General features: G+C 24.8%; 10 protein-coding genes. All 10 read left to right on the top strand.

Annotated elements, in window-relative coordinates; genetic code table 11:
* The first annotated feature begins 217 nt into the window (after positions 1 to 217).
* Positions 218 to 1,498, top strand: coding sequence for a CDP-glycerol glycerophosphotransferase family protein (locus tag Q0J69_RS13695; RefSeq protein WP_297208449.1), 1,281 nt, complete (start codon positions 218 to 220; stop codon positions 1,496 to 1,498).
* Between the two features lie 11 nt (positions 1,499 to 1,509).
* Positions 1,510 to 2,634: a phosphonopyruvate decarboxylase gene (gene aepY, locus Q0J69_RS13690; protein WP_297208448.1), complete on the top strand. Its 1,125-nt coding sequence runs from the start codon at positions 1,510 to 1,512 to the stop codon at positions 2,632 to 2,634.
* Between the two features lie 10 nt (positions 2,635 to 2,644).
* On the top strand, positions 2,645 to 4,657 hold the full coding sequence (aepX, locus tag Q0J69_RS13685; RefSeq protein ID WP_297208446.1) for a phosphoenolpyruvate mutase: 2,013 nt from the start codon (positions 2,645 to 2,647) through the stop codon (positions 4,655 to 4,657).
* 13 nt (positions 4,658 to 4,670) lie between these two features.
* Positions 4,671 to 5,783, top strand: a complete 1,113-nt coding sequence (locus Q0J69_RS13680) for a phosphonoacetaldehyde reductase (RefSeq protein WP_297208444.1) — start codon at positions 4,671 to 4,673, stop codon at positions 5,781 to 5,783.
* 18 nt (positions 5,784 to 5,801) lie between these two features.
* The gene (gene yidC / locus Q0J69_RS13675; protein ID WP_297208442.1) at positions 5,802 to 8,813 is read left to right on the top strand and encodes a membrane protein insertase YidC; all 3,012 of its coding nucleotides are present in this window, start codon (positions 5,802 to 5,804) and stop codon (positions 8,811 to 8,813) included.
* Between the two features lie 64 nt (positions 8,814 to 8,877).
* Entirely contained in the window at positions 8,878 to 10,158 is a 1,281-nt protein-coding gene (locus Q0J69_RS13670; protein WP_297208440.1) for a CDP-glycerol glycerophosphotransferase family protein, read from the top strand.
* A 262-nt stretch (positions 10,159 to 10,420) separates the two neighbouring features.
* Positions 10,421 to 11,137, top strand: a complete 717-nt coding sequence (locus Q0J69_RS13665; protein WP_297208438.1) for a class I SAM-dependent methyltransferase — start codon at positions 10,421 to 10,423, stop codon at positions 11,135 to 11,137.
* 18 nt (positions 11,138 to 11,155) lie between these two features.
* Positions 11,156 to 12,616 (top strand): sugar phosphate nucleotidyltransferase, encoded by a 1,461-nt coding sequence (locus Q0J69_RS13660; protein WP_297208436.1) that lies wholly within the window; start codon positions 11,156 to 11,158, stop codon positions 12,614 to 12,616.
* A gap of 73 nt (positions 12,617 to 12,689) precedes the next feature.
* Positions 12,690 to 14,147, top strand: a complete 1,458-nt coding sequence (locus Q0J69_RS13655; protein WP_297208434.1) for a sugar phosphate nucleotidyltransferase — start codon at positions 12,690 to 12,692, stop codon at positions 14,145 to 14,147.
* Positions 14,148 to 14,170: 23 nt separating this feature from the next.
* A complete protein-coding gene (locus Q0J69_RS13650; RefSeq protein ID WP_297208433.1) occupies positions 14,171 to 15,298 on the top strand; it encodes an ethanolamine utilization protein EutH in 1,128 nt (375 codons plus the stop codon).
* Positions 15,299 to 15,455 lie beyond the last annotated feature (157 nt).

The following is a 15,455-nucleotide window of genomic DNA, read 5'->3' as shown; positions in this document are numbered from 1 at the left end:
GCAAACCGCAAACCGCAAACCGCAAACCGCAAACCGCAAACCGCAAACCGCAAACCGCAAACCGCAAACCGCAAACCTATTTTGATATAGTTTTTTATTGCACAATAAATATCACAAACTCCAAAAATTTAATTTGGGGGCATTGTGATGTTTTTTAATATTTATTTATCCTTATATAATATTCAATTCTTTTTATTTGATTTTTAATGGTGGTATTATGTTTTTAAGCGTATTAGTATTATTTGTTATATTTCAAAGTAATGTATTTGGATATATAGATCCAGGCACAGGTAGTTTGCTTTTTTCAGCACTTTTTGGAATAATAGGTACACTTTTCTTTTTATCTAAAGCATTAATAATAAAATTAAAAACTATGTCTTTTTCTAAAAATAAAAATATGGAAACAGAGGCTTCTAAAAAGGCAAGAATAATAATTTATGGAGAGGATAAAAGATATTGTAATGTATTTAAGCCCATAATAGAAGAATTAATAAAATTAGAAACCCCAGTTATATATTACAGTTCAAGCGAAGATGATCCTATATTTGAGATAAAAAATGATTTACTGCATGCTGAGTTTATAGGTGTTGGAAATAAGGCTTATGCTAAACTCAATTTCATAGAAGCTGATATTTGTTTAATGACTACTCCGAATTTGGATGTATTTCAATTAAAGCGTTCTAAAGGTGTAAAAAAATATGTGCATATAGTACATTCCCCAGTAATACCCCTTTATAGGTTGTATTCATTGGATTTTTTTGATTCAATTTTAATTAATGGAAATCATCAGGAAGAATATATAAGAGAGCTTGAAAAATTAAGAAGAGAAAACCCTAAAGAAGTTGTTATAGTTGGAAGTTCCTATTTAGATGAGTTAGATAAAAAAAAGAAACAATTAAATTTAGATTCTATAGAAGCTGATAGCATATTGCTTTCACCTTCTTGGGGTGATAATGCTCTTTTAATTAGATATGGTAGTAAATTAATAGATGAATTATTAAAAACTAATATGAACATAATTATAAGACCGCATCCTCAATCTTTAATTTCAGAAAAAGGTGTCTTAGATAATTTACAAGACATATATAAAGATAAAAAAAATATAGAGTGGGATTTTTCTGTTGATAATATAATATCTTTTTCACGTTCAAAAATTATGATATCAGATTTTTCTGGAGTAATATTTGATTATACATTTTTATTTGAGAGACCTGTTTTAATACCTGAATTTAAATTTGATAAATCAATATATGATATAGCTATGCTCAAAGATGAAATTTGGACATTCAAAGTGCTTCCTAAAATAAGTATTCATATAGAAGAAAGTGATTTTGGTAATATAGGCAATATAATATCTAATGCTGTTAACAGTGACAATATTATAAAAAATATAAGGGATATAAGGAAAGAAGCATATATGTATCAAGGAGAGGCTTCTAAATATACAGCTAAATATATAAAAAATAGTTTAGACAATATGGTAAGTATTGTTAAGTAATAGGGTAAAATATGATAAATCCATACGATTTTATTGATCTATTATTACAAAAAGGCATCGATTTTTTTTCTGGTGTTCCTGATTCGCATTTACAAAGTTTTAATAATGCTATAATTAATAGATTTAAATTTGATAGCAGTAAACATATAGTTGCTGTAAATGAAGGAAATGCTGTTGCTTTAGCAGCTGGATATCATTTAGCTACAGGTAAATATCCTTGCATTTATTTACAAAATAGCGGAATAGGTAATATGATAAATCCTCTAGCATCACTTTTAAATGATAAAGTTTATGCAATACCAGCAGTTTTTATTATTGGATGGCGTGGCGAACCAGGTGTAAAAGATGAACCTCAGCATATATTTCAAGGTCAAATTACATTGCAATTGTTAGAATGTGTTGATGTAAAAACTTTTGTTGTAGATAATTTTTGTACTATAAAAGATATAGAAAATATTTTAGATGATAATATTTATTTGTTAAATAAAGGAAAGCAAATAGCTTTTATTATTAAAAAAAATATATTTGATAAGATAATAATAGATTTTCAAAATGATTTTTCTTTAATTAGAGAAAAAGTTATAGAGATGATGGTTAATAAAGCTAAAGATGATATAATAATTTCTACTACAGGTAAAATATCAAGAGAGCTTTTTGAAATAAGGGAAAAATACGGTATGGATCATAATAAAGACTTTTTGACAGTTGGTTCTATGGGACATAGTTCTTCAATAGCTTTATCTATTGCATTGAATAAAAGAGATAAAATTATATGGTGTATAGATGGAGATGGAGCAGCATTAATGCATTTAGGTTCTATTGCTCTAATTGGAAATAAAAAACCGAATAATTTTATACATATACTTATTAATAATGCTTCTCATGAATCAGTAGGAGGAGTCCCAACTATATGTTCTGATTTAGAATTATATAAATTGGCTAAAGATAGCGGCTATAAAGAAACTTATTTAGTTAATACTTATGATGAATTATATGATATATTAGATAATATAAAAAACATTTCTTTACCAGCATTTATAGAAATAAAAGTGTCAATGTATTCCAAAGAGGATTTAGGTCGCCCTACAATCTCTTCAATAGAAAATAAAAATAATTTTATGAAATATATAAAATGATAGGTATAATATGAAAGCATTAATTTTAAACTCTGGTATTGGAAGCAGATTAAAAAAACTTACTTTAGATTTTCCTAAATGTTTATTGAAAATAAATGATGAATATACTATCTTAAAAAGACAATTAGAATTTCTAAATAAATTTAATATAAAAGATGTTGTAATTACTACAGGATATTTATCTCAAAAAATAATAGATTATTGTAATGAATTAAATTTAGATATTAATATTAAGTTTGTTTTTAATGATAAATATACTACTACAAATTATATATATTCTATTTATTTAGCTAAAGATTATTTATTATATGAAGATATAATATTGATGCATGGTGATTTAGTTTTTGATGATGAAGTTTTATCAAGTTTAATTAATAATAAAAATAGTTGCATGGCAATAACATCCTTTTATCCTATAATAAAAAAAGATTTTAAAGTTAGAGTATTAGATGATAAAATAAACAAAATATCTGTTAATATGTTTGATAATGTATTTATGGGACAGCCTTTATATAAAATTAATAAAGAAGATTGGTATATATGGCTTGAAGAAATTTGTAATTTTTGCCATTTGGGAAATATAAATGTATATGCTGAAGAAGCTTTTAATAATATATCTGATAAATGCAATATTCAACCTATAGATGTAGAAGATAAATTATGTATGGAAGTAGATGATGAAGATGATTTATCTTTAGTATCTATATATTTTGATGATTTTAGTAATGATAAAAAAGTATATATGGCTTTTAGTACAGACATTATTCATGGAGGACATATAAAGATTTTAGAAAAAGCTTCAAAACTTGGTAAGGTTATAGTTGGAGTATTAACTGATGAAATTGTTTCAAGTTATAAACGTTTTCCTATATTAGATTTTGAACATAGAAAAGAAATACTAAGTGGTATTAAATATATATATAAAATTGTAAAGCAGGATTCTTTAAGTTATAAAGAAAATATATATAAAATAAAACCTGATTATGTTGTTCATGGTGATGATTGGAAAGATAATAATCTAAAATATTTAAGAGATGAGACTATTGATATATTAAATGATATAGGTAAAACTCTTATAGAATATCCATACTCTTCAAATGAAGAATACAAAAATCTTGAAAATAAATATAAAGAATCTTTATCTGTACCTGAAGTTAGAAGAGCAAGATTGAAAAAAGTGTTATCATACAAAGATATTGTATCAGTTATAGAAGCACATAATGGATTAACAGCCATTATAGCTGAAAAAACCGAAATTGTAAAAGATGGAAAACATTATCAATTTGATGCTATTTGGAGTTCTAGTCTATGTGATTCTACTTCTAAAGGTAAACCTGATATTGAATTGGTTGATATGTCGTCAAGATTTCAGACTTTGAATGAAATTATGGAGGTTAGTACTAAACCTATTATATTTGATGGTGATACAGGAGGATTAATAGAACATTTTGTTTATAATGTAAAAACTTTAGAGAGAATAGGGGTATCTGCAATTATCATTGAAGATAAAATAGGTTTAAAGAAAAATTCACTTTTTGGAACGGAAGTAGAGCAAAATCAAGATAGTATAGAAAATTTCTGCAATAAAATTGAATCGGGAAAAAGAAGTTTAAAAACTACAGATTTTATGATCATTGCTAGAGTAGAAAGTTTGATTTTAGAAAAAGGAATTGATGATGCTTTAGAGAGGGCATTTTCTTATGTCAATGCAGGTGCTGATGGAATAATGATACATTCTAGAAGAAAAGAACCTGATGAGATATTCGAGTTTTGTAAAAGATTTAGGGATAAGGAAAAAATTGCATATTTAGTTGTAGTGCCTACTACATTTAATACGGTTAGAGAAGCTGAATTTGCTAAAATAGGTGTAAACATTGTAATATATGCAAATCATTTAACTAGAAGTGCTTTTCCAGCTATGAAAAAAACTGCTGAAACTATTCTTTATAATAAAAGGGCTAAAGAAGCTGATGAGTATTGTATGTCAATAAAAGAAATATTAACTTTAATACCTGAAGAATAAAAGTAGGATTATTATGTATAATAATTATTGTTTAACAGAAATAAATTTTTGTGATTTAAATTTATTAAAAAATTATATTCAAAATATTGAAGAAAAAGAAAACACAGTTATAGTAATTAGTAAAAGTGCTTCTGAAAGGTTCTGTTTATCAGATTTAGTTTATAAAAATAAATTTATATGGATTAATTCTTTCAATTCAAATCCTACAGAAATTGATATTATTAATTCATTAAAAATAATAGCAAGTAATAATATATCAAAAATAATAGCTATAGGCGGAGGAAGTGCAATTGATTTGGCTAAAGCTATATCTGCTTTTTATGATATAAATATAAACACGATTTATACTAGAGATGATATAGTAAATAAAATTTTAAATAAAGATTATATTAATACAAATATAGATATTATAGCAGTTCCAACAACAGCAGGAACTGGTTCTGAAGTTACTAAATGGGCTACTATATGGGATTCAATGAATAATAAAAAATATTCCATAGATGCTTATTATTTGCAGCCTAAGCAAGCTTTTATATGTACTGATTTAACATTAACAATGCCTAAAAAGTTAATATTATCAACTGCATTGGATGCTTTATCACATGCAATTGAAGCTTTTTGGGCAAAATCAACAAATTCTTTATCAAAGGAATTATCAATTAGAGCTGTAGAATTAATAGTAAATAATTTACCAGCTGCTTTAGAAAATCCTTTATATTATGAATGCAGAGAAAAATTATCTATAGCTTCTTTGATTGCTGGCATATCATTTTCTAAAACAAAAACTACAGCATGCCATTCAATATCTTATCCATTAACTTCTATGTATAAAATAGAACATGGATTTGCTGTTGCTTTGACATTATCAGAACTATTTGAAATAAATAAATATGAAACAAAAAATATTAATGAATTATCACAATTGTTTTCTACATATGGCGGAATAAAAAATTGGCTCAATTCTGTATGTAAAAATATAGTAGAATTAAGATTATCATATTTTGGTGTAGAAAAAAATGATTTTGAAAATATAGTAAATAATTCTTTTACAATAGGAAGAATAGATAATAATCCTGTATATTTATCTAGAGATGAATTATTTGAAATTTTAAATAGAATATATTAATTTTCATGGAGCTATATAATGATGTTTTTTGATATTCTTTATAATATTACAATATATCCTATAGAATTTATAATAGAAATGTTATTTTACCTATTTAATAATATATTTAAACTGAATTATGCGTACAGTTTATTTTTACTTAGTTTGTCAGTAAATGTTTTATTAATCCCATTATATAATGTATCAGATAAATGGAAAAAAGAAGAAGAAAAAATACAATCTAGAATGAAACCTGATATAGATATTATAAAAAAGACTTTTAAAGGTGATGAAAAATTTTTATTATTGCAAGCATGTTATAAAATATATGGTTACAAGACTATATATGCTTTTAGAGGTACTTTAGGTTTATTAATACAGATACCTTTTTTTATGGCGGCATATTATTTTATACATGACATACCAAATTTGGCTTCAGGTAGTTTTTTATTTATTAAAGATTTTTCAAAACCAGATTCTTTATTGAAAATAGGTAATTTAGCTATTAATGTGCTTCCTTTTATAATGACATTATTTAGTTTATTATCAGGTCTAGTTTATTCAAAAAAATTAAAGTTTAAAGAAAGTTTACCATTGTATGCTGTATCATTAGTATTTTTAGTGTTATTATATAGTTCACCATCAGGACTTTTATTTTACTGGACTATTAATTGTTTATTTTCTTTGATAAAAAATATTATTATAGAATATAAGGTTTTGCATAATAAAAAAATCAATTTTCATAAATATTATAACATATTAATACTAACAATATCAATAATATTGATATTTATGTTTTTTTTAGGAAATATTCAGAGAAAAGGATATTTATTAGTATACCCTAATTTCCAACAAAAAGATATAAATTATAAATATGATGTTAAATTGGGTTACTACAGTAAAATTTTTAAAAATAGTGATTTATATGGAGTAACAGTTAATACAAATAATTTAGATTTTAGAATAATAGATTTAAAATTTGGTGAAAATGGCAGTCCATTTGGTGTAATTACATTAACTGACGAAATTGAAAATATAGGTGAATTATATGTAAATTATAAACTATTTATTAAAAAAAGTATATTGATATTTTATCTTATATTATTATTAATAGCCATTATTATTAATAATAATAATATTTTATCAAATATTAAGTCATTTTTATATTTTATTGATGATAAAATAATATCTATAGAAAATAAAACTAAATTAATATTAGTATCTTGTCTTGTTATTAGTTTTTTATCTGGTTTTTTTATACCTACCTCTTTGGTATCAAGCTCCCCATCTGAATTTGATATGCCGTATAAAATGATATTCAATGATTTTTTTATGAGCATAGGGATGTTTTTATTTTATCCTTTTTTTATATATTTTTTATTTTCAGAAAAAATAAAAAGCTATTTAACAGTTGCTCTATTATTAATATTAAATATAGCTTTAGTCAATACTTTTATAATGGTTGGAGATTATGGATTTATAACATCTAATTTCACTTTTGATTTACTAGATAATTTATTGTATACAAATAAAGACATTTTAGTCAATATTGCTTTTATAATGGTATTTTCAGTAATAACTTTAATTTTAGTATTTAATTCTAAGGTAAATATAGTTGTAAATTTATTATATATAGTGCTATTGGCTATTTCTATTATTTCAATATCTAATATTTATAATATAAATAAAGAATTAAAAGATTTTATTCTTTATAAAAATACAGTTGTAAGTAATAATCAAAATTTATTCAAATTTTCAAAAACAGGAAATAATATTTTAGTTGTATTTTTAGATTCTGCTGTACCATCATACTGGAATGATGCTTTCAAAATGTATCCAGATTATAAAAAAGATTTTGATGGTTTTACTTTATATCTTAATACAGTTTCATTAGGTCTTCCTACATTAGGATCAGTATCATCATTATATGGAGGATATGAATATTCTTCATTTGAATTAAGTACAAATAATAATTTTAATATGACAAATTCTATGTCAGAAGCTTTGATTATGCTGCCTATGTCATTAGTCAAATATGGATATGAGTCTTGTTTATATTCTATTTCATATCTTACATATTTTAAGGTTCCTATTGAGAAATATACAAATATAAATAATATTGTTTTTGAAGAAAAATTTTATGATGGTATCACAAATAAATTTTTTAATGATAAAGGTATATATGGAGCATATACTAATAAACTAAATAATATAGTTTTTGATAAAACATTTAGATTCTCTCTATTTAGAATGCTTCCAGTATGGTTAAGATATTCATTTTATCAAGATTCTAAATGGCTTATTAAGTCTAAATATGATATAAATATTAACAATTCTATCAATTCATATTATGAATTATTAGAGATGACAAATATTATTGACATAGAAGAAAATGGTAATTATTATAATGTTTTTGATAGTTCAATAACGCATATGCCAAATGTTTTCAATTCTAAATATTTGCCTACAGAGTATTATTATGAAGAAATTCCTTATAGTGATCTTAAAATATATAAAAATTTTGGAAGCGTTGTTGCTTTTTATGCTAATATGGCTGCAATAAATACTGTAACTAATATGATACATTTTTTAAAAGATAATGAATTGTATGATAATACAAAAATTATTATAATTTCAGATCATGGAAATGGTATTAGTTATGCTGATGATTATAACATACCAGAAGATTTGGAATTTTTATCTTTACATAATTCTTTGCTTTTATTTAAAGATTTTAATAGCAGAGGTGAATGTATAATTGATACTAATTTTATGACAGCAGCAGATATGCCTTATTTGGCTACTAAACATATACCAAATATTGAAAATTATTTTACTTCAAAAATAATAACAAATGATTATAAAACAAATGGTGTTTATATCATAAAAATGGCAAATAATGATTTAAAGGCACAATATCCTGATCATTATAATTTTACAAATTTCTATCATGTGAAAGATAATATTTTTAATATAGATAATTGGAAGAAATTTGAAATAGATTGGAATACAAAAAAAATAACAGAATTAAATATTAAAAACAATAATTAAATTTGACTTTATATAAAAATGATTATAAACTTAATTCTAGAATTATTTTAAGGTGTTATAATATATGTTTTTAAGCGTATTAGTCTTATTTGTTCTATTTCAAAGTAATGTATTTGGATATATAGATCCAGGCACAGGTAGTTTGCTTTTTTCAGCACTTTTTGGAATAATAGGTACACTTTTCTTTTTATCTAAAGCATTAATAATAAAATTAAAAACTATGTCTTTTTCTAAAAATAAAAATATGGAAACAGAGGCTTCTAAAAAGGCAAGAATAATAATTTATGGAGAGGATAAAAGATATTGTAATGTATTTAAGCCCATAATAGAAGAATTAATAAAATTAGAAACCCCAGTTATATATTACAGTTCAAGCGAAGATGATCCTATATTTGAGATAAAAAATGATTTACTGCATGCTGAGTTTATAGGTGTTGGAAATAAGGCTTATGCTAAACTCAATTTCATAGAAGCTGATATTTGTTTAATGACTACTCCGAATTTAGATGTATTTCAATTAAAGCGTTCTAAAGGAGTGAAAAAATATGTTCATATATTTCATGCTCCAAATGAGTCTGCTATGTACTGCTTGTATTCATTAGATTTTTTTGATGCAGTATTATTAAGCGGTGAAAATCAAATATCTGATATAAAAGAATTGGAAGAAACAAGGGGCACTAAAGTAAAAGAATTGGAAATTATAGGAAGTACTTATTTAGATGAACTCAATAAAAAGAAAGAAGATGCTTTGAAAAATATTAACAAAGATAACAAAAATAAAACAGTTTTGATAGCACCATCTTGGGGTATGAATGGGCTTCTTACTAGGTTTGGTGAAAAAGTTATAGACCCTATTTTAGATAGCGGATATTATATTATAATACGCCCTCATCCACAATCTAGTATAGTTGAAAAAGATATGCTTGAAAGATTAAAAAATAGATATAAAGATAATGCCAATATAGAATGGGATTTTAATAGAGATAATATTTATTCATTATCAAAAGCCGATGTTATGATATCTGATTTTTCAGGCGTAATATTGGATTATGCTTTTCTCTTTGAAAAACCTACCATTATACCTAGTTTTACTTTTGATAAAAGGGGCTATGATGCTATAGAACTTAAAGAAGAAACTTGGACTTTAAAAACTTTGCCGAAAATAACTGTATCTTTAAATGAGAATAACTTTTCAAATATTTCAAATATAGTAAATGATACCATTAATAATATTTCATTAAAAGATAATATTATAAAAGCAAAAGACGAGGCTTATAAATGCCGAGGTGAAGCTGCTAGAAATGGAGCTTTGGTTTTAAGTAAAATGCTTACAGAGATAAATTAATATTGACTTTTGTAAAATTATTGCATATAATAATCTGACTATGAATATTTGTAAATTATATTACATTGTAGCAAGCAAGCAAGCAAGCAAGCAAGCAAGCAAGCAAGCAAGCAAGCAAGCAAGCAAGCAAGCAAATAATTTAAAATTTATACATCAATCTAATATTTATTCCTTTAAATATCAATTTCAAGATCTATTTTTTTATTTTGAAAAATATCTTTTTATAAATTTTTATAAAATATTTACTTATTTGGAGTAATTTATGTGGAAAAATATATGGGATAAAAAAGGATCAAATTTTTCTAAAAATTTAACTTTAAAAGATCTTATATCAATAGATGGATTTGATAACTCAGGCAAGGAAGTATTGAATGAAAAATCTTGGATAGAATATGTTTGTTATATATGCAATGTTGTTAATATAAATAGTAAAAAATCAATATTGGAAATTGGATGTGGAAGCGGAGCATTTTTAAAGGTATTAGAAGATATAGTAGATAAAAATACTAAATTATACGGCTTTGATTATTCAAGTAATTTAATAAATATAGCAAAAACGGTTATTAAAAATTGTAATTTTTGTTGTGATGAAGCTATTAATATTGATACCATATTTAATACATCTTTTGATTTGATATTTTGTAATAGTGCTTTTCATTATTTTAATGATAAAGAATATGCTTATTCAGTAATAAAAAAATCTTATAGTATACTTTCTAAAGACGGAAGTTTAGCATTTTTGGATATAAGCGATGAAGCTAAAATGGACATATATTATAAAGTTCGTTTTGCTGAGATAGGTGAGGAAGAGTACAAAAAAAAATATGAAGGTTTAAATCAATTATTCTTTTCTAAAGAAGAAATATTCAATATTTTGGTGAAATTAGGATTTGAAAAGATAATAATAGAAGATCAAAACATATCAGGATATTCAAATAATCAGTATAGATTTAATGCCTTTGCTTTAAAAAAAATATAAAAATCTAAGGATGTATTTATGAAAGCTATAATACTTGCCGCTGGTAAAGGTACCAGACTTGCTCCTATGACTTTAATAAAGCCTAAGCCTTTATTAAATGTTCATGGTAAAACTTTACTTGAGAATATGGTTCATTTTTTGAAAGAATCAAATATTAATGATATCACCATTGTTGCAGGATATAAAGAAAAAGCATTTGATGAATATGTATCAAGATTTGGATTAAATAAGGTTATTAATAAAAATTATTATGCAACAAATAGTTCATATTCTTTAAAGTTGGTAGTTGATAATATTGATGATGATATAATAATAATGAATGGTGATTTATATATAAAAAGTGATTTTATAAGATTTATAAAAAAAGATATATCGCAGTTTATAGGGCAAAGATTGGATAATACAATACATGATACTTGGAAATATAATATAGATAATAATAATAAATTGATTTCTATAGATGAAAATGGTAAAAGCGGTCTTTGCGAAACAGGAATAGCATATTTTTCTAAGAAAGATTTAAATGTTTTAAAAGAAGAATTATTAAAAACAGATGATAATAAATATTGGGAATATTGTGTTTTAAATTCTTTATCTAAATTAGATTTTTATGTAACAGAAGTAAAAGATATAATTTATGAAATAGATTCTTTTAGCGATGCTATCACTCATAATCTTTTAACATCAGATGACATAGCAGATCAGTGTTCAGATGATAATAAAGCTCTAAGATTAGCAGGACTTACAAATTATAATTATAAGATAAGATTTTTAGGAGAAGATAAGGTTATAAGAATACCAGGAATAGGAACTGAATCATTTGTAGACAGACCTGCGGAAAAGAAAGTTACTTCTATAGTCCCATCAACTATATGTCCTAAAACAGTCTTTTTTGATTGGGACGTGAAAATTACTGATTATTTAGAAGGTTATCATAGTATAACAGATGAAGATTTAAATACAAATTTTTTCAAATTATTTGTAATAAGGTTGAAAGAACTTCATAATATAAAATTGGAAGATTATAAAGATTTTAAGCCTATGTCTATGCATTCTGAAATTAATAAATATGAATCTATTGCTAATAAAAAAATAGTAACAGATACTCAAAGAGATTTTGTATTATCTATAGCCGATGAAATAGAAAATGATGAACAGGTATTATGTCATAGAGATTTGCTTTATGGAAATATAATGTATAATGGAGAAGATGTAAAATTAATAGATTTTGAATATTCAGGATTTTCTTCAAAATATTGGGATTTAGCTAATTTCATATGTGAATCTAATATGAATGATGAACAGCGTTCAGATTTTATAAGTTTATATGATGGAGCAGATGAAAAAAGAGTAAGAAAGGCTCAGATACTTGTTAATTATATATGGGGATATTGGTATATTGTTAATAATGCTAAGTATTATTCTAAAGTTCATATAAATGCTTTGATTAATAATTTAGATATACTTAATATAAAATAATTTCATAATTATTTGACAATATAATAGATTTTTGTATAATAAATAGTGATTTTTATTATTAAGGATTATAATTATGAAAGCTATAATACTTGCAGCAGGTAAAGGTACTAGACTTCTTCCTATGACTTTGGTAAAACCTAAACCATTACTTGAAATACATGGAAAATCTATATTGGAAAATGCCATTGATATTCTTAGAGAGGGCGGAGTTGATGATATTACTGTTGTTACAGGTTATAAGCATGAATTATTCGATCCTTTGCAAAAGAAATTAGGATTTAAAAAGGTAGTTTCAAAAGATTTTGATTCAAAAAACAGCAGTGCATCATTAAAATTAGTTAAAGATGAAATAACTAATGGTACTATAATAATGAATGGAGATTTATATATTAAAAAATCTTTTTTCGAATATATAAAACCTAATGAATGTCAATTTTTATCTCAGGAAATTAACAATGTTATGGTATGGGAATATATTGTTGATGAGGAAAAAAAGCTTATAAAAATTATTGAAGATGCTACTAGCGGAAGATATGGAGAAACAGGAATTGCTTATTTTGCAGGCGAATATGTTGATACTATAAAAAAAGAACTTGATAATTGTACTGATAATGAATATTGGGAATACGCTGTTTTTAGAGCATTAAATAGAATTGATTTTTATATTAGTGAGGCAGAAGATATTGTAACAGAAGTAGATTCTTTTAAAGATGCAATTATGACTAATACTTTAACTTTTGAAGATATTGCTAAACAATGTTCTGACGATGGAGAGGCTTTAAGATTAAAAGGATTAACTAATTATAATTATAAAATAACTTTTAATGGTGATAAAAAAGTAATAAGAATTCCTGGATTAGGTACAGAAAAGTTTATAGACAGACCTGCAGAAAAACATATTATGTCATTAGTTTCTGAAGATATCGCTCCTAAAAGTATGTTTTTTGATTATGATATTAAAATAACTAATTATTTGGAAGGATATAAAGACTTAGAGTTTGATGATATAGATGAAAAGTTTTTATCTCTTTTTATGAAAAGATTAGAACAATTGCATCAAATTAAATTAAAAGATAATCCAGGATTTGTGCCTTTGCTTATGTATAATAAGATAAAAAAATATGAGGAATTAGTACCTATCAGCTTGGTTACTGAAAAAGAAAGAGATTTTATTCATAAATCAGCTAAAGAATTGGATAAAGATGAAAAGGTTTTATGTCATTTAGATTTATTATTTGGAAATATATTATATAATGGAGAAGATGTAAAAATAATAGATTTTGAGTATTCAGGTTTTACTTCTAATTATTTAGATATAGCTAGTTTTGTATGCGAATCAGATATTGATGATGAAAGACGTCTTAAATTAATTAAATCATATAATGGTTTAGATGATTTAAGGGTTAGGAAATCTCAGATTATACATAATTACATATGGTCATTATGGGGAATTATGAATAAATCGTATGAATATATGAGATATCATATATCTGGTCTGCATAAAAATTTGTCATATTTTAACTTGAATTAATATATATTTATAGGCTATAATTTATGAGTATAAATGAGATAATATTATATATTATGATTATATTTATGGTTTTGGGAGCTATAGATAAAATCATTGGTAATAAATTTGGTCTTGGAGAGCAGTTTGAAGCTGGGTTTAATGCTATGGGATCTTTAGCTTTATCTATGATAGGTATTATATGTTTAGCTCCTGTAATAGCAGCATTATTAAAGCCGCTTATAGTTCCTATATATACGGCACTTGGAGCAGATCCTGCTATGTTTGCTACGACAATACTTGCAAATGATATGGGAGGTGCACCTTTAGCTTTAGAATTTGCAAATGATATAAATGCAGGTAAATTTTCAGCTTTTATAGTTGGTGCTATGATGGGACCTACTATAGTTTTCACTATACCAGTTGCAATTGGTATTATCAATAAAGAGGATCATAAGTATTTAGCTTTAGGTATAGCTTCAGGTATGATTACTATACCAATAGGAGCTTTTTTCGGCGGACTTGCAGCAGGATATGGAGTGGTATTTTTAATAAAAAATCTTATACCAATAATTATAGTTTCAATACTTCTTACTTTTGGATTAATCTTTATGAGAGATATTCTGATAAAAGTATTTGATATATTTTCTAAATTTCTAGTTATATTAATTACTATAGGTTTAGTCTTTGCCGTTATAGAGGCATTAACAGGTATTCAAATAATAAAATTTACAATAGATAACAAAACAATAACTATGTCGCCAATATCAGATGCAGTTACTACAGTAGCAAGTATTGCTTTTGTATTGGCAGGTGCTTTTCCGCTTGTATTTGTACTTACTAAAGCAGCTTCAAAACCTCTGGAGTCTATTGGAAAAAAATTAGGTATGAATGATGTAGGAGCTGCAGGTTTAGTTGCAACTTTAGCAAATAATATACCTATGTTTAATATAATGAAAGATATGAATAATCAAGGAAAAATCATTAATTGTGCTTTTGCTGTTAGTGCTGCTTTTACATTTGGGGACCATTTAGGATTTACAGCTGGTTATGCAGGCGGTGAGTATAAAAGCATGATATTTCCTATGATAGTTGCTAAATTAATTGGCGGTATAACAGCAATAATTGTAGCATATTTTGTATCTAAATTAGTTCTAAAAAACAATAATAAATAGTACTTTGTATGTTGACATTTTTTTCATATTATTATATTATAAAAAACTAATAATATTATTGGATTTTAGATGAAGTCAACAGTCAACAGTCAACAGTCAACAGTCAACAGTCAACAGTCAACAGTCAACAGTCAACAGTCAACAGTCAACAGTCAAC

Source organism: uncultured Brachyspira sp. (assembly GCF_944388875.1).
GTDB lineage: Bacteria > Spirochaetota > Brachyspiria > Brachyspirales > Brachyspiraceae > Brachyspira.
This window is presented reverse-complemented; position numbering and strand designations above follow the sequence as displayed.

Excerpts from the sequence above, each read along its gene's own strand:
- Q0J69_RS13665 (WP_297208438.1), top strand. The coding sequence starts at position 10,421 with ATGTGGAAAAATATATGGGATAAAAAAGGATCAAATTTTTCTAAAAAT.
- Q0J69_RS13650 (WP_297208433.1), top strand. The coding sequence starts at position 14,171 with ATGAGTATAAATGAGATAATATTATATATTATGATTATATTTATGGTT.
- Q0J69_RS13655 (WP_297208434.1), top strand. The coding sequence starts at position 12,690 with ATGAAAGCTATAATACTTGCAGCAGGTAAAGGTACTAGACTTCTTCCT.
- yidC (WP_297208442.1), top strand. The coding sequence starts at position 5,802 with ATGATGTTTTTTGATATTCTTTATAATATTACAATATATCCTATAGAA.
- Q0J69_RS13660 (WP_297208436.1), top strand. The coding sequence starts at position 11,156 with ATGAAAGCTATAATACTTGCCGCTGGTAAAGGTACCAGACTTGCTCCT.
- Q0J69_RS13680 (WP_297208444.1), top strand. The coding sequence starts at position 4,671 with ATGTATAATAATTATTGTTTAACAGAAATAAATTTTTGTGATTTAAAT.
- aepY (WP_297208448.1), top strand. The coding sequence starts at position 1,510 with ATGATAAATCCATACGATTTTATTGATCTATTATTACAAAAAGGCATC.
- aepX (WP_297208446.1), top strand. The coding sequence starts at position 2,645 with ATGAAAGCATTAATTTTAAACTCTGGTATTGGAAGCAGATTAAAAAAA.
- Q0J69_RS13695 (WP_297208449.1), top strand. The coding sequence starts at position 218 with ATGTTTTTAAGCGTATTAGTATTATTTGTTATATTTCAAAGTAATGTA.
- Q0J69_RS13670 (WP_297208440.1), top strand. The coding sequence starts at position 8,878 with ATGTTTTTAAGCGTATTAGTCTTATTTGTTCTATTTCAAAGTAATGTA.